General features: G+C 74.6%; 22 protein-coding genes and 1 pseudogene. 13 read left to right on the top strand and 10 right to left on the bottom strand.

The genetic code is table 11. From position 1 onward, the window contains the following. Window positions 1-48: 48 nt before the first annotated feature. Window positions 49-708, top strand: a complete 660-nt coding sequence (locus ACFYYT_RS25095; RefSeq protein ID WP_362863877.1) for a TetR family transcriptional regulator — start codon at window positions 49-51, stop codon at window positions 706-708. Window positions 709-753: 45 nt separating this feature from the next. Here the strand turns inward: ACFYYT_RS25095 and ACFYYT_RS25090 are convergent, their stop codons facing one another. Both ACFYYT_RS25090 and ACFYYT_RS25085 read right to left on the bottom strand, forming a co-directional pair. Beyond that, on the bottom strand, window positions 754-2,622 hold the full coding sequence (locus tag ACFYYT_RS25090; RefSeq protein ID WP_351831502.1) for a glycoside hydrolase family 15 protein: 1,869 nt from the start codon (window positions 2,620-2,622) through the stop codon (window positions 754-756). Window positions 2,623-2,641: 19 nt separating this feature from the next. Beyond that, the gene (locus tag ACFYYT_RS25085) at window positions 2,642-3,475 is read right to left on the bottom strand and encodes a class II glutamine amidotransferase (RefSeq protein WP_351831505.1); all 834 of its coding nucleotides are present in this window, start codon (window positions 3,473-3,475) and stop codon (window positions 2,642-2,644) included. 203 nt (window positions 3,476-3,678) lie between these two features. Here ACFYYT_RS25085 and ACFYYT_RS25080 point away from each other — a divergent pair, with 203 nt between their 5' ends. From ACFYYT_RS25080 to ACFYYT_RS25070, 3 genes are all read left to right on the top strand, one after another. Next, entirely contained in the window at window positions 3,679-4,515 is an 837-nt protein-coding gene (locus ACFYYT_RS25080; RefSeq protein ID WP_351831508.1) for an undecaprenyl-diphosphate phosphatase, read from the top strand. Window positions 4,516-4,730: 215 nt separating this feature from the next. Next, window positions 4,731-5,429 (top strand): phosphatase PAP2 family protein, encoded by a 699-nt coding sequence (locus ACFYYT_RS25075; RefSeq protein ID WP_351831510.1) that lies wholly within the window; start codon window positions 4,731-4,733, stop codon window positions 5,427-5,429. 56 nt (window positions 5,430-5,485) lie between these two features. Then, window positions 5,486-6,160 (top strand): DedA family protein, encoded by a 675-nt coding sequence (locus ACFYYT_RS25070; protein WP_351831513.1) that lies wholly within the window; start codon window positions 5,486-5,488, stop codon window positions 6,158-6,160. 28 nt (window positions 6,161-6,188) lie between these two features. On the opposite strand, the gene ACFYYT_RS25065 is transcribed toward ACFYYT_RS25070, so the two are convergent. Then, entirely contained in the window at window positions 6,189-7,037 is an 849-nt protein-coding gene (locus ACFYYT_RS25065) for a hypothetical protein (RefSeq protein ID WP_388609306.1), read from the bottom strand. A gap of 235 nt (window positions 7,038-7,272) precedes the next feature. Between ACFYYT_RS25065 and ACFYYT_RS25060 the strand changes: the two genes are divergently transcribed. Next, a complete protein-coding gene (locus ACFYYT_RS25060; RefSeq protein WP_351826357.1) occupies window positions 7,273-8,880 on the top strand; it encodes an alpha/beta hydrolase in 1,608 nt (535 codons plus the stop codon). Window positions 8,881-8,928: 48 nt separating this feature from the next. Here ACFYYT_RS25060 and ACFYYT_RS25055 read toward each other — a convergent pair whose 3' ends face one another. The 3 genes and pseudogenes from ACFYYT_RS25055 to ACFYYT_RS25045 all read right to left on the bottom strand — a co-directional run. After that, a complete protein-coding gene (locus ACFYYT_RS25055; RefSeq protein WP_351826356.1) occupies window positions 8,929-9,354 on the bottom strand; it encodes a YjbQ family protein in 426 nt (141 codons plus the stop codon). Window positions 9,355-9,400: 46 nt separating this feature from the next. Continuing rightward, window positions 9,401-10,738: a hypothetical protein gene (locus ACFYYT_RS25050; protein WP_351826355.1), complete on the bottom strand. Its 1,338-nt coding sequence runs from the start codon at window positions 10,736-10,738 to the stop codon at window positions 9,401-9,403. A gap of 177 nt (window positions 10,739-10,915) precedes the next feature. Further along, window positions 10,916-11,626 (bottom strand): annotated as a pseudogene (locus tag ACFYYT_RS25045) (BTAD domain-containing putative transcriptional regulator); the annotation flags it as partial. A 302-nt stretch (window positions 11,627-11,928) separates the two neighbouring features. On the opposite strand from ACFYYT_RS25045, the gene ACFYYT_RS25040 reads away from it, so the two are divergent. The 3 genes from ACFYYT_RS25040 (at window position 11,929) to ACFYYT_RS25030 (ending at window position 14,075) form a co-directional block, all read left to right on the top strand. Continuing rightward, window positions 11,929-13,095: an alanine--tRNA ligase-related protein gene (locus tag ACFYYT_RS25040; RefSeq protein ID WP_351826354.1), complete on the top strand. Its 1,167-nt coding sequence runs from the start codon at window positions 11,929-11,931 to the stop codon at window positions 13,093-13,095. A gap of 51 nt (window positions 13,096-13,146) precedes the next feature. Beyond that, window positions 13,147-13,785, top strand: coding sequence for a TOPRIM nucleotidyl transferase/hydrolase domain-containing protein (locus tag ACFYYT_RS25035; RefSeq protein ID WP_351826353.1), 639 nt, complete (start codon window positions 13,147-13,149; stop codon window positions 13,783-13,785). Window positions 13,786-13,847: 62 nt separating this feature from the next. Next, window positions 13,848-14,075, top strand: coding sequence for a hypothetical protein (locus ACFYYT_RS25030; protein WP_351826352.1), 228 nt, complete (start codon window positions 13,848-13,850; stop codon window positions 14,073-14,075). A gap of 21 nt (window positions 14,076-14,096) precedes the next feature. On the opposite strand, the gene ACFYYT_RS25025 is transcribed toward ACFYYT_RS25030, so the two are convergent. After that, window positions 14,097-14,396: a DUF4190 domain-containing protein gene (locus ACFYYT_RS25025; protein WP_351826351.1), complete on the bottom strand. Its 300-nt coding sequence runs from the start codon at window positions 14,394-14,396 to the stop codon at window positions 14,097-14,099. Beyond that, window positions 14,393-14,572 (bottom strand): hypothetical protein, encoded by a 180-nt coding sequence (locus ACFYYT_RS25020; protein ID WP_351826350.1) that lies wholly within the window; start codon window positions 14,570-14,572, stop codon window positions 14,393-14,395. The genes ACFYYT_RS25025 and ACFYYT_RS25020 overlap by 4 nt, the downstream gene beginning before the upstream one ends. Before the next feature lie 124 nt (window positions 14,573-14,696). Between ACFYYT_RS25020 and ACFYYT_RS25015 the strand changes: the two genes are divergently transcribed. Then, entirely contained in the window at window positions 14,697-15,257 is a 561-nt protein-coding gene (locus ACFYYT_RS25015) for a DinB family protein (protein WP_351826349.1), read from the top strand. Further along, entirely contained in the window at window positions 15,254-15,637 is a 384-nt protein-coding gene (locus ACFYYT_RS25010) for a hypothetical protein (RefSeq protein ID WP_351826348.1), read from the top strand. The genes ACFYYT_RS25015 and ACFYYT_RS25010 overlap by 4 nt, the downstream gene beginning before the upstream one ends. 14 nt (window positions 15,638-15,651) lie before the next feature. On the opposite strand, the gene ACFYYT_RS25005 is transcribed toward ACFYYT_RS25010, so the two are convergent. Then, window positions 15,652-16,074, bottom strand: coding sequence for a hypothetical protein (locus ACFYYT_RS25005; RefSeq protein ID WP_351826347.1), 423 nt, complete (start codon window positions 16,072-16,074; stop codon window positions 15,652-15,654). 487 nt (window positions 16,075-16,561) lie between these two features. Continuing rightward, complete coding sequence (locus tag ACFYYT_RS25000) at window positions 16,562-16,768, bottom strand: hypothetical protein (RefSeq protein WP_351826346.1); 207 nt, start codon at window positions 16,766-16,768, stop codon at window positions 16,562-16,564. 223 nt (window positions 16,769-16,991) lie between these two features. Here ACFYYT_RS25000 and ACFYYT_RS24995 point away from each other — a divergent pair, with 223 nt between their 5' ends. From ACFYYT_RS24995 to ACFYYT_RS24985, 3 genes are all read left to right on the top strand, one after another. After that, complete coding sequence (locus tag ACFYYT_RS24995) at window positions 16,992-18,044, top strand: MBL fold metallo-hydrolase (RefSeq protein ID WP_351826345.1); 1,053 nt, start codon at window positions 16,992-16,994, stop codon at window positions 18,042-18,044. 676 nt (window positions 18,045-18,720) lie between these two features. Next, window positions 18,721-19,812: a helix-turn-helix domain-containing protein gene (locus tag ACFYYT_RS24990; protein WP_351826344.1), complete on the top strand. Its 1,092-nt coding sequence runs from the start codon at window positions 18,721-18,723 to the stop codon at window positions 19,810-19,812. A gap of 246 nt (window positions 19,813-20,058) precedes the next feature. Further along, entirely contained in the window at window positions 20,059-20,295 is a 237-nt protein-coding gene (locus ACFYYT_RS24985) for a hypothetical protein (RefSeq protein WP_351826343.1), read from the top strand. The last annotated feature ends 128 nt before the right edge of the window (window positions 20,296-20,423 follow it).

The raw sequence follows: 20,423 nt of genomic DNA, 5'->3' as shown, positions 1-20,423 counted from the left end.
CCGGAACGCCCTTGACTGTGTCGGCCCCGGAACGCAGGCTCAACGCTGATGAATATCGCCGCGCCCGCCCCCGCCGCCCCCGCGCCCGCCCGCACCCGAGGCCGCCCCCGCGGCAATCCGCCGATCCGCGAGTCGATCGTCCCGGTGGCCCACGCCCTGTTCCTGGAGCACGGCTACCGGAGCACGACGCTGCGCGCGGTGGCCACGGCCGCCGGGGTCGATCCGGCGCTGATCGCGTACCACTTCGGCTCCAAGAAGGGCCTGTTCGCGGACGTGATGCAGTTCCACTGCGCCACCGCGCTGACGGTGGACGAGGTCCTCGGCGGCGATCCGGCCACCCTCCCGGAGCGCCTGGTCGACGCGGTGACGGGCCTGTGGGAGGACACCGGCTTCCGCCGGCTCTCCACCCAGGGCGAGGAGGCCGCCGAGGTGCTCCGCGAGTACCTCGAACACGAGCTGCTGGGGCGGCTCGTTGAATTTCTCGGCGGCCGGGACGCGACCGCCCGCGCCACCGCCGTGGTGACGGTCCTCGGCGGCCTCATCTACACCCGCTACCTCAACCCCCTCCCCACCCCCGCCGCCCTCTCCCCGTCCGAGGCCCGCCGCATCCTCGTCCCGCCCCTGCGCGCGGCCCTGGCCCCCACGGCCGCCGCCCGCGCGAGCCGTCGCGGCGGCCCGGTCTCCGGCCGGGGCTCCGTGCGGCCCTGACCGCCGGACGCCGCCCCCACGGCGTCACGGCGTCACGGCGTCACGTCACCCCGCGCGGCCGGCGGCGCCGTCGAGTGCGGCGTCGAGCGCCAGGGCGGCGGTGACGAGGGCGAGGTGGGTGAACGCCTGCGGGAAGTTGCCCAGTTGTTCGCCGGTGGGCCCGATCTCCTCGGCGAACAGGCCGACGTGGTTGGCGTACGTCAGCATCTTGTCCAAGGCGTAGCGGGCCTGGTCGAGCCGTCCCGCCCGGGCCAGGGCGTGCACGTAGAGGAAGCTGCAGAAGGAGAACGTGCCCTCGGTGCCCTGCAGGCCGTCGGGAGAGGCCTCGGGGTCGTAGCGGTAGACGAGGCTGTCCGAGACGAGTTCGGCGTCCATGGCGTCCAGAGTGGAGAGCCAGCGCGGGTCCTTGGGGGCGATGAAGCCGACGAGCGGCATCAGCAGCAGGGAGGCGTCCAGGACGGTGCTGTCGTAGTGCTGGACGAACGCCCGCCGCTCCGCGCTCCATCCGCGGGTCATGATCTGTTCCATGATGGCGTCGCGCTCGGCGGTCCAGCGGGGCAGGTCCGCCGGGCGGGCGTTGGCCACGGCCTGCCGGATGCCGCGGTCGAAGGCGACCCAGCACATGAGGCGGCTGTAGGTGAAGTGCTTCCGGCCGCCGCGGGTCTCCCAGATGCCCTCGTCGGGGCGGTCCCAGTGGTCGCTGAGCCAGTCGAGGAGCCCGGCGGCGCGTTTCCAGGCGTCGTAGCCGACGACGTCGCTGGTGCGGCCCGACTGGGCGAGGGCGTAGACCGCCTCGCCGTAGATGTCCAGCTGGAGCTGGTCCGCGGCGCCGTTGCCGGCCCGCACCGGGGCCGAGCGGCGCCACCCCTCCAGGTGGTCGAGGACCTCTTCGGTCAGGTACGGGTCCCCGTCGACGCGGTACATGATCTGGAGGGGTTCGCCGCCCGGGGCGCCGCCGTCGCGCAGCCGTTGCTGGAGCCAGCCGCGGAAGGCGTCGGCCTCGTCGGTGAAGCCGAGGTCCCGCATGGCGCGCACCGACAGCGAGGCGTCGCGCACCCAGGTGTAGCGGTAGTCCCAGTTGCGCTCGCCGCCCTCCTGCTCGGGCAGGCCCATGGTGGCCGCGGCGACCGGGCCGCCCGAGGGCGCGTAGGTGAGCAGTTTGAGGGTGATGGCGGACCGGTTGACCATCTGCTGCCAGCGGCCGCGGTAGCTGCAGCGGCCGATCCAGCCCTGCCAGAAGCGGCGTGTCGCGGTGAACCGCTCGGCCATGGCGGCCGGTTCGGCCGGCGCGGGCGGCGCGCCCCCCGCGCCGGCGACCGTCAGCAGGACGGCCGCCTTCTGGCCCGCGTCGAGGGTGACCGTCGCGCGCACGTCGTGGCCGTCGGCCACCAGCCGTACCGCGCCCACGGACTGGAGGTACGCGGTCACGTCCGGCCCCTCGAAGCGGGCGGCGGACGCGTCCTCCAGGGTGAGCGCGTGCGGCGCCCTGCCGTAGTCGAAGCGGGGCCGGCACCGCAGCGTGAAGCGCACGGTGCCCCGTACCACGCGCATGTAGCGCACCACTTCGTGCCGGTCGGTGGCGGTGGGCTCCCCGGGGACGGGCATCAAGTCGACGACCTCGCCCACGCCCTCGGGGGTGAGGAACCGGGTGAGGAGGACGGCGGTGTCGGCCAGGTAGAGCTGGCGGGTGGTCACGCCGCCCTCCGGTCCCGTCCCTTCGCCGGCCGGGCCGGGCGCGTCCGCGGTGATGGCGAAGTAGCCGCCGCGCTCGTGGTCGAGGAGGGCCGCGAAGACGCTGGGCGAGTCGAAGCGGGGGGAGCAGAACCAGTCCAGGACTCCCTCGGAGGAGACGAGCGCGCAGGTCTGCAGGTCCCCGATCAGTCCGTGCTCGGCGATCGGCGGGTAGGGACGCATCGGGCCTCCGCGCAGTGCGTCAGACGAGTTCCGGTGTGAAGGGGTACATCTCGTCCTGCCCGGGGCGGACCACGCCGTAGCTGCTCTCCGGTACGGCGTTCCACGCGCCGGGCAGGTCACCGAGGGGTTCGGAGACGACGAGGCGGGTCTCCTCGGAGATGTCCCGCAGGAACGCGACGTCGGGGTGGAGCCTGCGCAGGGCGTCCACCCGGCTGCTGTAGAACAGCGACCGCGAGTCGTGCCGGGTGGAGTAGCGGAAGGCCCACAGGCTCACGCCGTCGGTCACGGCGAGGGTCATCTGGAGCGGGAACTCGACGCCGTGCTCGCGGCCCACGCGCTCGACGGTGCCCGCCATGCGGGCCACGGCGGCCGGCGGGTCCTGGTCCAGGCCGTAGGTGAGGGCGAGGTGGAACATCACCTCGGAGTCCGTCGTCCCCTCGATGTGGACGAAGAGCTCGGGGTCGACCAGGAGGCAGAGGTCGCGGCGCATGAGGTGGAACCCGTCGATGGCGCCGTTGTGCATGAACATCCAACGGCCGTGCCGGAAGGGATGGCAGTTGGACTGCTGCACGGCCGTCCCGGTCGACGCCCGGATGTGGGCGAAGAACAGCGGGGAGCTGACGTGGTCCGCCATCTCGCGCAGGTTGCGGTTGTTCCAGGCCGGGCCGACGTCGCGCAGAAGGGCCGGGGTTGTGTTGCCCTGCGAGTACCAGCCGATGCCGAAGCCGTCTCCGTTCGTCGTCTCCACGCCCAGCTTGGAGTGCAGGCTCTGGTCGATCAGCGAATGGGCGGGTTTGTAGAGGATGGTGTCGAGCAACATGTCCGTCCCCGAGTAGGCGAGCCATCGGCACATGGGTACTCCCCTGCTTCCTGCGTTCCCCCGCTGCTGCCGCTACCGCGCGACTCCCTCCCGTTCCTCCCATTTTGGCAGCCCCTGGCGGCCATCGCCACGCAGGCCGAACGCGGGCCGTGGCGCGCCTGCCCGCCGATCCTCTACAGTCACCCCCGTCGTCTACACACGAGTAGACCATAGGCCCAACCGTAGGGACGGACGCATTGAGCACCATCGGCATCGGGCAGGCAGCGGTCCTCGGGATCGTCGAAGGGGTCACCGAATTCCTGCCGGTCTCCTCCACCGGCCATCTGAAGATCACCGAGGGGCTGATGGGGATCCCCGTGGGCGACAAGGCAGTCGTCGCCTTCACCGCGGTCATCCAGGTCGGAGCCATCGCCGCGGTCCTGGTCTACTTCTCCAAGGACATCGCCCGGATCCTGAGGGCGTGGGGGCGGGGCATCGCCAACCGCGAGGAGCGCTACCACCACGACTACAAGTTCGCCTGGTGGGTCATCTACGCCACCATCCCGATCGTGGTCGTGGGGCTCGCCGCCAAACCGCTCATCGAGAGCACACTGGCCTCCCTGTGGGTGGTGGCCGGTTCCCTCATCGTCGGCAGCGGACTCATGTGGGCGGCCGACCAGATGGGCCGTCACAAGCGCGGCGAGGACGACACCGGCCTCAAGGACGCCATGCTGGTGGGCTGTTCGCAGATCCTGGCCCTGCTCTTCCCCGGCTTCTCCCGCTCCGGCGCCACGATCTCGACCGGCCTCATCCTCGACCTCGAACGCGTCGCCGCCACCCGCCTCTCCTTCTTCCTCGGCATCCCCGCCCTGACCGGGGCGGGCCTGTACGAACTCAAGGACGCGGTCGGCGCCGGCGTGGACCTCCTCCCGCTGGCCGTCGGCACGGTGGTGTCCTTCGCCGTCGCCTACGCATCGATCGCCTGGCTGCTCAAGTTCGTCGCCAAGCACTCCTTCAACGCCTTCGTCATCTACCGGATCGCCGTCGGCGTCCTGCTCTTCGGCCTCCTCGGAACCGGGGTCCTCGCCGCCTGAGCGCGGCGCCGCGCCGGGCGGCCGGGCGGACGTGCGGCCGCCCGGCCGTTCACCCCGCCCTCACCCCGCGATCGTCTACAGTGCGGTAGACCGGCTGCCGCGTCGCAGTCGCCCGGGCGCCCGCCCGGCGGTTCCCCGCCCGGCTCCTCCGAGAGGCTCCACCGCATGACCGTTGACGCACCCCACGTGGCCCGGCGCGAGGACGCCTCGGCCCGGTGGCCGGAGCACGGCACGCCGCGACCGCTCCCGGCCCGCGCGTGACGCGCGCCCGGGCCACCCGCCTGGCCGGATGGACGGCGCCGGCCGCGGCGGTCCTCTTCGCCCTGCTGGCCCTGTGGGTCGTACGGGATCCGGCCTATCCGCCGGCCGTCGACACGGGACTGCACCGCTGGTCCGTGGACCACCGCCCCGGCGCGGTCACGGCGGCGGCCCGCGCGCTCACGTACACGGGCACCGGCATCGTCCCGTACGCCCTCGTCGTCCTGGCGGGGCTGTACGCGGGGCGCACGGCCCGGCAGCGCGCCTGGACGGCCGCCGCCCTGCTGCTGTGTCTCGGCGCGGGCCAGGCGCTGAGGTACGCGGTGATGGCGCTCATCGCCCGTCCGCGCCCACCGGTCGAGGACTGGGCGACGCACGCCTCGGGCTGGTCCTTCCCCTCCGGCCACGCCACCACCGCCGCGATGACCGCCGGGCTGCTGGTCGCGGCGCTGTTCCTGCGCGGGTCCGGGGTGTCCCGGACGGCATGCGTGCTGATCGGGCTGTGGGGGGCGGCCGTCGGCGCCACCCGTGTCCATCTCGGCGTCCACTGGTTCACCGACGTCCTCGGGGGCTGGCTCTTCGCCACCGCATGGCTCGCCGTCCTGGCGTACGCCTACCTGCGGCGGACGGCCGGCCGGCCCCCCGCCCCCGCCTGACGTACGGCGCCGCCCCACGACTCCCCCGCACCGCGACCACCGATGGGACCGTACCGATGCCCCTGGCCCAGCTCGCCGCAGCGCCCTCGGCGCACCTCGCCGTGAACCTGCTCGACGCCCAGTCCCTGCTCGCGGCGTTCGGGACGATCGGCGTCGCGGTCATCCTGTTCGCCGAGACAGGCCTGCTCATCGGGTTCTTCCTGCCCGGCGACTCCCTGCTGTTCACCGCCGGCCTGCTGTGCGCGGGGTCGGCCGCCAACCCCGGGCACCTGTCCCTGCCCTGGGTCCTCGGCGCCGCCGCGGCCGGCGCCCTGGCCGGCGCGCAGACCGGCTACCTGATCGGCCGCAAGGCGGGGCCTGCGTTCCTGACCCGGACGAAGTCCCGCAGGATCGGCGAGGGCGCCGCCCGGGCCGGGGAGATCCTCGAACGCTACGGGTACGCGAAGGCCATCGTCCTGGCCCGCTTCCTGCCCATCGTGCGGACCGTGCTCAATCCGCTCGCCGGGATCCTCGGCGTCCCGGCCCGCACGTTCACGCTCTGGCAGGTGCTGGGCGGCCTGCTGTGGAGCGTCGGCCTCGTGCTGGCCGGTTACGCGCTCGGCGCGTCCGTTCCCAACATCGACCACTACCTGCTGCCGATCATCGCGGCCATCGTCGTCGTGTCCCTGATCCCGGTCGGCCTGGAGCTGCTGCGCTCCCGGCGGGCCGGCCGCGCCGACGGGAGCGCCTGAGCGCCGGTGCGGACCGTCCGGCGGGGCTTCAGCCCGCGTCCTCGTACGTGGCCACCTTCCGGGAGACGGCGTCCTGGAGCGGTCTCATGCGGTCCACGAGCTGCTGGAAATCGGCGGTCCGGCCGTCGGACCACTGGCCCATGGCGACGACCATGACGCGGCCGTGGCCCGTGAAGGCCTGCACCAGTCCGCTGTCCGCGGGCAGGGCCGGGAGGCCGGATCCGCGGGGCGGGCCCTGGACGGCGACCTGGTAGTCGTCGAAGGCCATCCCCAGTTCGGTCACGATGCGCACCGTGTCACCGGGGTCCTTCAGCGTGAAGACGGCGAGGTTGAACTGGTTGTTCCGGTCGTCCTTGTAGAGGGCTATCTGCTCGCCGACACAGCCCGCTCCGTCCTCGATCATCGCGGCCAGCCGGGGGCCGACGCCCTCCGGCTCCGTGCACGACTCCATCACGGTCGATCCCAGCCGGGTGAAGGCGGTCCCGGAGTCGCCCCCGACCCCGGCCGGGAACAGATCGGCGAGCGGCACCATCGGCCGCGTGCCGGCGGCCGCGGCGGCGGCGCCCCGGGCGGGCGCCGCGGGAGCTTCCCGGGCGGGTCCGGACACGGCCGGACGGGCGGTCGCGGCGCCGCCGTCGTCGGACGAGCCGGCGGCTCCGGTGTACTTCAGCACGCCGAAGGCGGCGCCCGCCGCGACCAGCGCCAGGGCCAGGTTCAGCGGCCACACCCGCCGGGGCGCGGCCGGGGGCGCGGCCGGGGGCGCCGCCACGGGCGCGTCCGGCAGAGCGGATCGTTCCGCTTCGAACCGGCGGACGAGGTCGTTCCACTCGTCGTCCGGGGTGTTCCCGCCCGTGGGCGTTTCGTTGTTGTCCGTCACCCACGCACCCTAGTGATCTCTTCGCCCCGATTGAATAGCCGCAGGTCACAGCCTTATTACTCTCTAGGCGGGGCGATGGAGCCCACCCCTTCGGATCTCGCGCGGCCCGCCGTCTTCCCGGCCGGGTCCCACCGGTGCGAACCTGTGCGTGCCGCTCGGCCGAGCGTGGGCGCCCGCGCGTTCCCCCGCCCCGTGCGCCGCCCTGCCGAACCGTCACCGAGGGAGTGTGCTCCGCATGCGGACCCGATCACCCAATGAACCGCGCGCACGAGTGGCTTGGGGGACGACCCTCGTCCTGATCGCGGTCACGGCGCTCCTCGGGGCCGTGCCCGGGACCGCCGCGGCGGCGGCGGCTGCCCCGCCCGTGCCCGTGCTGTCGTGGGCCCCCTGCGCCGACGACCAGGGGGACGGCTTCGAGTGCGCGACCGCCCTGGTGCCGCTGGACTACCGCCGGCCGGCCGGGCCCACGATCCCGCTCGCCGTCACCCGCAAACCCGCGGCCGACCCGGCCCACCGCACCGGTGTCCTGCTGCTGCACCCCGGCGGCCCCGGCAACTCCGGCGTGGACTTCGCCCGTGACAGCTACGAGGCGCTCCCCGCCTCCCTGCGCGACGGCTTCGACGTCGTCGGGTACGACATGCGCGGCGTACGGCGCAGCGGGCAGGTGGAGTGCTGGAACGACCAGGAGTACGGCGCCGCCGTCGACTCCGCGCGCGGCGTGCCCGGCCCCGGCGCCCTGCACACCGCGATCCGGCAGGGCCTCGACTTCGCCAACGCCTGCGCCCGGCGGGCCGGTGACCTCGTCCCGTACATCGGAACCGGCTCGAACGCCAAGGACATCGACCTGCTGCGCCAGGCCCTGGGCGAGGAGACGCTCACCTTCTACGGACGTTCCTTCGGCAGCTACGTCGGCACGGTCTACGCCGCCCAGTTCCCCCGGCGCGTGCGGGCCATGGTCCTGGACGGCGCCTACGACCCGCGGCGCTACGCCGACGTGCCGTACGCCTACGACGGCGCGCAGTTCACCGCCCTGGACTCGGCGGTCGGCCGCTTCCTGGACTGGTGCGCGCAGAACGCCACCGCCTGCGGGTTCGGTGACGGCGAGCCGCGGCAGGCCTTCGAGGACCTCAAGCGCTCCCTGGACGCGGACCCGGTGATCACGGCGAGCGGACGCCCCGCCACCGGGTACACCCTCGCGTACCGCCTGATGTTCAACATCAACTCGGGCCAGGAGGTCTGGCCCTACCTGGGCGAAGGCCTGCGGGCGGCCCAGGCGCACCAGGCCTCGTGGCTGCTGTCGCCGCCCTCCCCCGCCTCCTTCGACTTCCTCAACGTCAACCTGGCCGTCGAGTGCGCCGACCGCGTCTACCCGCCCGGCCGGGCGCTCCTGGGCGCGCTGGTCGGCGCGCACGTCGCCTCGGCGCCGCTGCTGGGGCCCGCCATCGGTCTCGGGCCGCCCACCTACGACCACAACCACGCGACCACCTGTGCCCAGTGGCAGGCGGACAGGCCGAGCCGCTTCGAGGGCTCCTACCGGGCGGCCGGTGCCGCCCCGATCCTGGTCCTCGGCACGACCGGCGACCCGGACACCCCGTACCAGGACGCCGTGGCCCTCGCCGGGACGCTGGACAGCGGACGGCTGCTGACCTTCCGGGCCGAAGGGCACACCGGCTACAACCGGAGCGCGTGCGTCAGCGCCCTCGTGAACGCGTACCTGTCCACGCTGGCGCTGCCCGCGCGCGGCACCGTCTGCGCGGACGAGACTCCCCCGGGTTCGCCCGCCCGCCGCGCCACGGGCTTCGAGGCCGACGAGACGCGCGATGTGATCCCGGTCCTGCGCTGAGCGCGCCGCCGGGCGGGGACCGCGGCCGGCCCCCGCCCGGCGGGCCGGTCAGCCGCCCAGGAAGGACAGCCGGACCTGGCGGCGCGGGTTGTCGCGGTTGGTGTCCACCAGGGTGACGGACTGCCAGGTGCCGAGCTCCAGCACCCCGTCGATGACGGGCAGCGTCGCGTGGGGCGGGACGATCGCGGGCAGGACGTGGTCGCGCCCGTGACCGGGGGAGCCGTGCCGGTGCCGCCAGCGGTCGTCGGCGGGCAGCAGCGACCGCAGGGCGGTCAGCAGGTCCTCGTCACTGCCCGCTCCCGTCTCGATGACGGCGAGGCCCGCCGTGGCGTGCGGGGTGAAGAGGTTGAGCAGTCCGCTCCGGCCGCGCGCCACCTCCCCGAGGAAGGCGGCGCAGGCGGCCGTCAGGTCGTGGACGGTCTCCCGGTCCCCGGTCGTGACGTCGATGGTGCGGGAAACGAAGGTGTCAGCCATGACCCCATCCTCACCCCTCGCCGCGGCCGGACCGTGGATTCGCGGGTCAGGCGAAGCGTCCGCTGGGGACGGGGCCCGAGGAGTTGATCCGGTCCCGGGGCCCGTCGGCCCACCGTGCGGCCGCCCGGGCGGCGAACGCGGCCAGGGCCTCGTCCGGGTCGGCGGGGGTCTGCCCGTCGCCCTCCGGCGGGGCCGGATCGGCCGCGAGGATCGCCTCGGCGAGTTCCTCGGCCGTACGCCCGTCGGGCTCCCCCTGCTGCGCCTGGCCGTCCTCGGACCACCGCAGACCGGGCTCCCAGGGGGCGACGACGCGCTGCACGAGCAGGGTGGAGACGTCGGCCGTCGCGGCGGGCGCCTCGGTCCAGCAGGTGGCGTGCTCGAAGAGCAGTTCGCCCGCCGCCCGTTCGGTCAGCGCGGCCACCGACTCGGGGTCGCACCCGTTGAGGTCGTACGCGACCACCAGCACGTCCGGGGTGCCGGGGCGGTACGGGGCGGCCGGGACGCCGAACAGCCGGGACGCGGCCAGACCGAGCGCCCGGCTGCCGCGGTCCGGCAGCAGGCCGATGGACGCGGGCTCGCGGCCGGCCGCCGCCAGGGCCGTGCGCAGCCGCTCCAGGCCGTGCCGGCAGGAGTCGAAGTCGTCCTGGAGGTAGCCCCAGCGGCCGTTCATGCCCTGGTCGAAGCCGTGCGGGGAGAGGGTCGTCAGCAGGCCGCCGGTCAGTACGTAGTGCCAGCCGCGCAGGTCCCGCGGGCCGGTCGGCGGCAGGGCCGCGGCGCGCTCCAGCATCCGCCCGACCCGGCGCGCCGGGCCCGTCCAGACGCCCTCGGGCGCCGAGAGGGCGTCGAAGACCTCGCGTGCGGTGTCGGTCCGGCCGCTCATCAGGGCGTTGTAGACCGTCAGGTAGCGGTCCGGCCAGTCGGCCAGCAGGGCGTCGTGCGTGCGCAGCAGGTCCAGCGCCTCGGCGTGCCGCTCGACGCGTTCCAGGGAGGTGATCAGTTCCAGGAGCACCCGCCGGGGGGTGAACCGGGCGTCGGAACGCGGCGTGGACTTGCGGCGGAACAGGCCCTTGCGTTCCGGCGCGGCCTGCGGTTCCAGGGTCAGGGCCAGGGCCTCCCGCAGCGCGGGGACGGCGAGGGCGGGCAGGCCGCGCTCGACGCAGGCGTAGCCGTACGCGTAGAGCCGCCCCACCTCCCCGGGCCGGGCCGCCAGCGCCGTCGAGGCGTCGGAGAGGTCCGTGAAACCGGCGCCGCGGGCCAACTGGGCCACCAGCGGGGCGATCTCGGCGGATCCGGTCCCTTCGGCGGCGGACCGCAGGATCCGCATCGACCCCTGGGGGTCGCCGGATTCGAAGAGTTCCCAGGCCTTGGCCAGTTCGGTGGTCATGAGTCTCCGGTGATCGAGGGGTGTGTCGGTGCTCCGGATCATCACCGGCGCTCCGGGCTACGGACAAACGGGTTTCGGCACGGGATCCGGCGCGGCGGGGGCGGCCTGATGGGTTCCGGCGGGCGGGATCCGGCGGGCGGCCGGCTCATGGGCGGGAGGGTGGGGGTCGTGCGGGTGGCGCAGGGTGCGCCGGCGGGCGGGGGCATCGCGGCGGGCCTGGTTCAGCAGGCGGAAGCGGTCGTCCAGCCGGTCGGCCAGGGCGTGCACGCCGAGCGCCCGGACCCGGGTCGCGGCGAGTTCCGGGGCGAGCGGGATGCCGTCCAGGGGGCGGCAGATGCGCGCGACGTCCTGCGCGTTCTCCTCGGTCACCGCGAACCCGGGCGCCCGGCGGCGGCCCGTTCGGCGAACAGCCGTGCCGCGTCGGGCCCGGAGAGCGGCGCGACCGGTTCAGCACCTCCCGGCGACGGCAAGAGGCTCCTGGCCGGTGGCCAGGACCCGTATCCCGGGGGCGTCGCGCAGCAGCCGGGAGAGGGACGGGTCCTCCTCCCGGTCCGCCCCCGCCGGTTGTGCGGCCGCCGCGAGGGCCAGCCGGGTCTTGGCGTACGCCGCCGCGGCGCGGTCCCCAGTTCTTCGGCGAAGCGTTCGCGGACCTGCCCGTACACCGTCAGCGCCTCGCTCTGCCGGCGCGCGCCGTAGAGCGCCCGCATCTGCGCGGCGAGCGCCGCCAGCTGGTCAGCGTCCAGCGCGTGATCGCCCCGTTCCAGGCGGGCTTCCGCGAGTTCCTCGTGGGCGGTGCCCCGCCGCGCGGACGAAGCCCGCGTCGGCCACGTCGGCGTAGGCGGGCCCGCGCCACAGTCCGAGCGCCCGCGTGAGCAGCTCCGCCCTGGCCGCGGTGGGGCGGGGTAACTGGACCGGGAGCGGCTGAGCGGGGGCGGCGGGCGGAGTCGGGGAAAAGCGCGTGCTCCGGCCGGTGTGGCCGCGTTATGGTCGTCCGCATGAACGTCAACGGCCCCCGCACCACCGCGACCGCGCGAGCGACCAGCTCGCCGGTTGCCGCCGCCTGACGTTCCCCCTCACCGGCGACCGGAAACGGTCCGTCGGTAGTGCCGTGGCGGCTTCGCCCCCGGCCGGACGACTGAACGGTCCCGTTCTCCGGCGCCTCCCCCGCTGTGACGCGAAGGAGCCGTCCCATGAAGACCGAAGACCTGGTCCGCACGTTCACCGAGTACTACGAGGAGCGCGGCCACCACCGCATCTGCGGCTCGACGCTGCTGCCGCCGCCCGGCGATCCCGTGCTGTTCACCACCTCCGGCATGCACCCGCTCACCCCGTACCTGGAGGGCCGCCCCCATCCGCTGGGCCGGCGGCTCGTCAACCGGCAGCGCTGTCTGCGCACCACGGACCTGGAGGAGGTCGGCGACGCCACCCACCTGACCGTGTTCGAGATGCTCGGCACCTGGTCGCTGGGCGACTACGACGGTCCGCGCAGCCTCGAATGGGGCTACGGGCTGCTCACCGAGGGGCTGGGGATCGATCCCGGCCTGCTGCACGCCACCGTCCACGCCGGGGACGGCCGCACCCCGCCGGACACCGCCTCCGTCCGGCTGTGGGAGGACCTCGGCGTGCCGGTCGAGCCCACCGTGGAGGACAACTGGTGGTCCAACGGGCCCGTCGGGCCGTGCGGGCCGGACTCGGAGATCTTCCTGTGGAGCGGCGACGGCCCGCCCCGCTCGACGCCCACCCGCGACGAGCGGTGGGTGGAGGTGTGGAACCACGTGACGATGAGCCACCGCCGGCTCGACGACGGCACCCTCGTGCCCCTGCCCCGGCGCAACGTCGACACCGGCCTCGGCCTGGAGCGGCTCGCCTCCCTGCTCCAGGGCAGCCCGTCGGTGTTCGAGTCCGATGTGTTCGAGCCCTGGCTCCGTCTCGTGCCGCCCCTGTGGCCGCTGGAGGGGCGCTCGCTGCGGCTGGTCTGCGACCACCTGCGCTCGGCCGTCGTGGTGCTCGGCGACGGGGTGCGTCCCTCCAACACGGGACGGGGGTACGTGCTGCGGCGTCTGGTGCGCCGGGTGCTCACCGTGCTCTGGCGGGACGACCCCTCCCGCAGCCTCGGGGACCTGCCGCGGGAGCCGGTCCGGCACACGCTGGACCGCTTCCGCCAGGACGTGCCGCCGGGCGAGGTGCTGGGGTCGCTGCTGGACGAGGAACGGCGGTTCCGCCGGCTGCTGGAGCAGGGCCGGCACGTGCTCGCCCGTCCCCGGTTCCGGGGCCGGCTCGACGAGGAGGACTTCCGCTACCTCCACGACACCCACGGGCTGCCGCGCGAGCTGGTGACGAGCCTGCGGGAGGAATGAGGCCCCGGATATCGCGTGCGGCGGCGGCCCGCGGACGGGCAGAATCGCCCCATGGGGGACATGAGCGGATTCCGGGACGCGGTCGGCCGCTGGGCGGCCGACGGGACCGAGGGGGCCGACGGGCCCGCCGGTGCGCGGGCCCGCGGGCTGGCCGTGGGGCTGGGGCTGCGGACCGCGCTGCTGCTGGAGGGGCCGAGCGACCTCGCGGCCGTCGAGGCGCTGGCGGCGCTGCGCGGCCGTGACCTGGCCGCCGAGGGGGTGTGCGTCGTGGCGATGGGCGGGGCGATGAGCATCGCCCGCTACGCCGCCCTCCTCGGGCCGCCGGGTCTCGGCCTGCGGCTGGGGGGACTGTGCGACGAGCGCGAGCGGCCCTTCTACGACCGCGGGCTGCACCGGGCGCGGGCACCGCTCGGGGGTTTCTTCGTGTGCGTGGCGGACCTGGAGGACGAGCTCATCCGCGCGCTGGGCACGGCGCGGGTCGAGGAGGTCGTCGGGGACGGGGGCGACGGGCGTGCCTGGCAGACCTTCCTGCGGCAGCCCGCACAGCACGGCCGGCCCCGCCGGGAGCAGTTGCGGCGCTTCCTCGGCACGAAGAAGGGCCGCAAGATCCGCTACGGTCGGCTGCTGGTGGAGGCCCTCGAACCCGGGCGGGTCCCGGCGCCGCTGGACGGGCTGCTGACGAGCCTGTGACCGGAGTCGGGCGGGCCGGGAGTCGGGGGTGACCGGGGCGAGGGCCCTTCGTTGGTCAGCGCATGACGGTCAAGAAGATGACGACGCTCGCCCTCGCCCTCGCGGCCGGTGCCGCTGCCCTCTCGCTCGCCCCGCCCGCCGTCGCGGACGGCCCGGACCCCCTGGAGCAGCCGCTCGCGGGGTCGGCCCGCGTCGCCGACAAGGTGGTGAGCAGGCCGGACGTCGCCGTGGACGAGGTGGTCGGCGCGGTCGGCAAGGTCGCGCGCACCGGGGAGCTCTCCAACGGCTGAGCGGGGCGGCGCCGGCCCGGCTCAGGTCAGGCCCCACGACCAGGTGCCGTCGGCGGTGACCAGGCAGGCGAGGACCACGAGGTCGGCCACGCCGAGGGCGATGCCGAGACGGGCGCGGCCGGGCCTGGCCGTCTTCCGCCACAGGGCGAGGACGCCGAGGGCCACGGCGATCGGTCCGAGCAGCAGGTTCATCACCAGCAGTCCGACGAGGCCGAGGACGAAGGCGGTGACCGCCATCGCGTCCGCGTCCCGGACGCGCGAACGGCTACGGGTACGGGTATGGGTACGTGCCGGGGACTTCCCAGCGGTGCGCGTGGTCATCGCAGCCCCTCCCGGCTCCGGCCGGCGCGGTGGCGGGACAGCCGTTCGCGCGCGGCGAAGAGCATCAGCCACAGGGCGATCGCGCAGCCGCCGATCACGCTGACCGGCACCGGCACGTGGGCCACGGCTCCGAGGACGACGCCCAGGACGAGCAGTGCGCCTACAAGGAAGAGCACGGGGTTCCTCCCGTCTTCAGGGAACGGTTCCTCCCCCGGCTACCCGTCCCCGGCCGCCTCACGCCGACGGCCGGGAACGGGATACTCGTTGGCGCCGGGGGCGGTTGGCGACGAGCATGGGCCCATGAGTGATCAACCCGCACGATGGACGCAGGCGACGGTGTACCCCGACATGTGGGCGGACCCGGACGACGACCCGCGCGAATCCGGTGGACCCGGTCCGGAGGGGGAACGCGCCACGCTGGACGACTTCCTGACGGGTTACCGCACGACCCTGCTGATGAAGTGCGAGGGCCTGGACGCGGAGCAGTTGGCCCGCCGTTCGGTGCCGCCGTCGACGATGTCGCTGCTGGGGCTGCTCCGGCACCTCGCCGAGGTGGAGCGGGACTGGCGCAACTGGATCGGCGACGCGGACCCGTTGCCGAAGCTGTACGGGGCCAGGGACGCGGACTTCCACGGAGCCGTCGCCGAACGGGCCGTGGTGGACGCCGCGTACGCCGATCTGGAGCGGGAGCAGGCCGCCACCGACGCCGCGCTGGCCGGGCATGGGGACCTGGGCGAGCGCGTGGGTGAGGACGGGATCGCGGTCCGCGAGCTGATGGTGCACCGGATCGACGAGTACGCCCGGCACTGCGGGCACGCGGACCTTTTGCGCGAGTGCGTCGACGGGCGGGTGGGGCAGTGACGCGCACCCCGGAGCGCCCGTCCCCCGGGGAGCCCGCCGCGGCGCGCTCCCTGGACGGCCTCGTCTTCGTCCCCGTCGCCGATCAGGCGCCCGGCCAGGTCGGCCGCCGGACCCGGTTCGCGTACCACGAACAGGACGGCCTGGTCTGGGCCGAGTACCACGGCGGCGACGTGATCAGGGGCCATCTGGTCGGCACCCGGGCGGGCGACACCGTCGACTTCCGCTACGTACAGCTCCGTCTCGACGGTACGACCGCCTCCGGGCACTGCGTCTCCCTGGTGCGCGAACTGCCCGACGGGCGGCTGCGCATGGAGGAGACCTGGACGTGGGAGTCCCGGGAGGGCAGCGGAACCAGCGTGGTGGAACAGCCGCTGGACTGAGGCCGTGGGCGGGGTCAGGTGGGGTCGATCCACACGTGGCCGGTGGAGGCCGAGCAGACGTCCCAGCGCTCTCCGCTCCGGCTCAGTTCCAGGACGACTTCGATGCGGTCGCCCTCGCGCGGGGTGAGGTCCACGTTGACCTGGGCCTGCCCGCCGCTCTCGATGGAGGACACGATGTGGTGCTCGAAGGCCGGCGCGAGGGCGTGCAGGGTGGTGGCGGGATCCGGCTGTCCGGCCGGGCAGCTGCCGCCCGGTCCGGTGGCCGGGGCCGGGCCGCCGAGGCCCACCATGGCGAGGTAGTCGTCCACCGCCCGGTGCAGCGGGCTCGGCTCCCAGACGTCGCCGGCCGCGAACACCACCCCGATGACGATCCCCGCCAGGCCCAGCGGCAGTCCCACCGCGAGGCCCACCAGCCCCGCTCCACGTCCACGCCGCACGACTCCGCCCTCCGGCCGGGCCGCGGGCAGGGCCCGGGCCGGCGCATCTCCGATTGCCCGGAAGGACGCCGTGGCGCGGCCCTCCGTTCCCGGCGCGTCGGAAGATCCTCGGCGGCGGCGCGCGGGTGTCCCCGGGGGGGTCACAGCCGGGTGGCCTCGTGGACCCGGTCGAGGTGGATGAGGACGTCGTGGGCGCGGCCGACGGTGAGGCTGGGGAGCGGGTCGCTGCGGAAGGTCGAACTGGCGCGCGCAGACGCCGCGCCCCCCGGAGCGACCGGGGCGCCCGGGGTCGGGCCCGGGCCGAGAGCGGCGCGATCGGCGCCGGGGCGGTACTGGTCCGCCCGGACGCCGGAGGCACCGGTCTCACCGGCGCGCTGACCCGGTGGTGCGGCCCCGCCGCCGCGGCGCTGCTCGCGCCGGAGCCCGGCCGGGGGCGAATGCCCCCGGCCGGGCTCCGGGAACCGCGGACGAGCGGATCCGATCGCGGTCAGAGCCGCTCGTCGTGCAGGTCCTCTTCACGCAGCAGGCCCTCGTCACGGCCGCGCGACGGCGCCGTCCGCGCCTGTCCGGGCGCCTGCTCCCGGGCCGGGCCCGGCTTGCCCGGCGTCGGGCGCGCCGGGTCACCGGGACGGTGGTGCCCCTGCTCCTCGCGGCCCTTGTCCGGCTCCTGGCGCTTGTCCTGCTTACCGCCCATGACGGCTGCTCCTTCTACGTAGGTACGGAATCCTTGCGGACCCCTCATCAACACGCTGACACGATTGACTACAGATCGCATCATTTCGACCACGGAACGTGAGGGAGGGGGCGCGACGCCCACGGCGGCCAGGTGGCACCGCGTACGGGCCGGCGTACGCTCGGCAGGGGGATCGCGGTCCGCAGCGACGCGGCCCCGCCCGGACGAGATCGCGGGAGGACCGATGTCCCCGCTCGGTGACCTGATCGAGATCGACGCCGCGACCGTGCTGGTCCTCGGACAGGAACTGGACCTCGTACACGGCCGGCCGGACGTCGCCAACACCCTCGCGCACCGCACCGGGGACACCCTGGTACTGGTCGACACCGGGGTCACGCCCGCCTTCCGGGACGCCCTGCGCGAGGCCGCCGACCGGGTGGGGCCCTGGTCCCGGGCGCTGGTGCTGACCACGCACGGCCATCCCGACCACGTCGGCAACAACGACCTCGCCGACGAGCTGGGGGTGCCCGTGGAGCACTACGTCCCCGCCCTCGACGTCGACCAGCTGCGGGACCCGGTGGCGTACTGGCTGCGCGCCCTGCGCCGGATCGCCTGGGCGGCGGGGCTGCCCGCGCCGCCCGACGTGCTCGCGCGCGAACTGGTCTCGCTCTTCCGGCCGATGCGGCCCTTCGGTGCGACGACCCGGACCTACGAGGAGCGAGCGCCGGAGCTGATCCGGATCGGATCGGTCCGCTTCGTTGGCTGGACCTTCGCCGAGGGGGCGGTCCGCGTCCTGCGCAGCCAGGGGCACTGCGCCGGGCACGTCATCGTGCACCTGCGGGACTGCGGGGTGCTGCACCTGTCCGACGAGGGGAACGGGGCCTGCGGCGCGATGGCCGACGCCGACCAGCTGAAGATCCAGACCGTACTCGGCGCCGTCGCCCGCCTCTTCGAGGAGGGCGCGGCCGAGCACCTCACCGACGGGCACACCTTCGCCGTGCGCCACCGCGACGAGGCGGTGTCCTTCCTGGACGGGCTGCTGGAGCAGACCACCGCCCTCCATGGCATCGCGCTCCGCCTGACCGGGGAGAGCGGCGGGCGGATCCGGCCGAGCGCGTTCACCGCCGGGTACGCGGAGGCCGTCACGGAACTGGGCATCGGCGGCGCCAACCCGAACGCGATGTTCCTGGCCATGATGGCGGTCAACCAGCTCGGTGAGCTCGGGCTGCGACCGGAGTCCGACGAAGCCGACGCGCCCTGGTCCCGGCCCGCGCTCCACGACCCGCCGCAGGTGTGACGGGCCAGGGCGGGGGCGGCTCAGGGCGAAGTACCGGAGTGCGCAAGGCCCTTCGGGGGACGGCGCCCGTCCCGCCGCCTCCGCTTCCGTCCCCTCCGGGTCCTCGCTGCCGAGCGCCGCGAGCCACGGGCGGTGCGAGTGCTCCGCCGGCTCGGGGCATCGCGATGCCCCCGGTCAGCCCGGCGGGGGCGCCCGGTCCGGCCGGGAGGGCGCCGCCGGGCCGCGTTCCGTGGTCTTCGCCCGGCCGGCCGGTGCGGGACATCCCCCACGGGAGCCCGCCGCGCGGCGCCCCTCACGCTCGTCCTCGAACGGGCCCCGGGCGGCGGCCCCGGCCCCATGGTCCGCGCCCGATGGTGCGCACCCGCTTCCTCGCGGCGCCCGGCCCGGCCCCGGCACCGGCTCGCTCCCGACCGGCGCGGGCCCGCCCGTACGGGAGGCCGGCTCCGAGCCCCCCACCCCCGTGGGGGAGCTCCGATCCGGTCCGCACCCGCGCCCGCGGCGGCGTCGCCGTCCGCACCGCGCCGATCACCACGCTAGGGCCGCACAGACCGCCGGGCCCAGGGCGGCGGACGCCGGCAAGGGGACCGTGCGCGCCACGAACAGCGCGCCCGGGCACCGGAACCGACCGATGACCTGGCCGTTCCCGGCCGTTCGGGCTGGACTATGCTCGCCCGCTGTGGTCTCGCACGCACACCGGGGGACGACCTCCTCCGCCCTCGCCCGCCTCAGCGTCAACGCCGCACGTCTGCTCGGCATCCCCGCGCAGGGCTACGCACACCTGCTGGGCCTGGCCCCCGAGCACCTGGGCGACGACCGATGCCGCACCCCCGCGGCCACGAGCATCCGCATCGCGGAACTGTCGGCCGTCCACGTTCCGTGGACCGAGCTGTCCCGGGCACTGGCGAGCCAGTCGGACATCGGCAGCCTCGGGGTGTGGGACTACCTGTTCACCTCCGCACCCACCCCGCTGGAAGGGATCCGGGACGCCTCGGCCTACTTCGCCGCCGTCGCCGACACCGCGACGGACAACCTCCGCGTCGAGGAGCACGGCGAGGGCGGCGAGGGCGGCGAGGGCGACGGCCTGATCACCATCAGCCACGTCAACGAGGCCGACCTGAGCTACGAGGCGGCCTGCGCCATCCGCGCCTACGCACTCGGCCTCTACCAGCGCCGCCTCGGCGAAGCCGCCCGGCGCCGGCTGGTGCCCCTGCGGGTCACCCTGGCCGCCGAGGCACCCCGCGACCACCGCGCCCTGATCGAGCTGTACGGCACCCGCGCCATCGAGTTCGAGGCTCCGTACAGCTCGGTCACCTTCCGCGTCGACGACTTGACCACCCCCACGCCGCACGCCCAGCCCGGCCTGTCGGGCGTGCTGCGGCGGCACGCCGAACAGACGCTCGCGACCGCGGTCCCGCTGCACGACTGGCTGGACGTCTTCCGCAGCGGCCTGGTCCGCGCCCACGACGAGGCGGCCCCGACGCTGTCCGAGGTGGCGCGGCGCATGGCCCTGAGCCCCCGCACCCTCCAGCGGCGCCTCGACGAGCACGGCACCACCTGGAGCGGCGAGCTCGACGGCGTCCGCCGGGACCACGTCACCCGGCTGCTGCACCAGACGGGGCTGAGCATCGACGCGATCGCCGTGCGCAGCGGATACGCCGACGCCCGCGCCCTGCGCCGGGCGGTCCACCGCTGGCACGGAACCACACCCGCCGCCCTGCGCCGGGCCGGCTCCGCGACCCGAGATGACGAGTCGCAAAAGGGTGACTAGTATGCATATAAGGCGGTCGTAAACCGCGGGAACCGCGTACACCGCCCTCTGCCTGCGGTAGCGCGCACGGCGTGAGGAAATGCGTTCCAGCCCTGAAGGTCCGTGGCTCGGCGAGCCGCGTTGACGGCGGATACGCACTCAACACATTCATCACCCCCCGGACAGTTCTCCGTTCCATCTTTCCGAGAGGAGGCAGAGCGCTTCGTGCCGCATTCGAGGCACCACCACGAGAAGGGTTTCGAAACCATGCAAGCACTGAGAGTGAAGCGGCTCTTCGCGGTCTCCGCGATCGGCGTCCTGATGGCCGGTGGCGCCGCGCTCGGCGCGGCGGGTACGGCCTCGGCAGCGATGCCCACCCACTCCGTCACCTACGTCACCCACGGGGGCGGCGGCTGGGACGACGACAACGGCTACAACAACGGCTGGTACGACAACGACGACGACTGGGGCGGAGGGTACGACGGCGGCTACGGCGGCTGCTGACACCGCCGACAGCCCGGAATCGCTGTGCGGCCCGGCAACCGGCCGCACAGCGCCGGGCCCCGGGGCGCCCCCCTCGCGCGCGCGGGGACCCCCCCCGGGAATCCGGGGGTATTCTCCCCCCGCCCGGG

Origin of the sequence: Streptomyces sp. NPDC002032 (genome assembly GCF_042890765.1) — a bacterium.
GTDB lineage: Bacteria > Actinomycetota > Actinomycetes > Streptomycetales > Streptomycetaceae > Streptomyces.
Note: the sequence above shows the minus strand (reverse complement) of the source record. Positions and strands in the feature narration are given on the sequence as shown.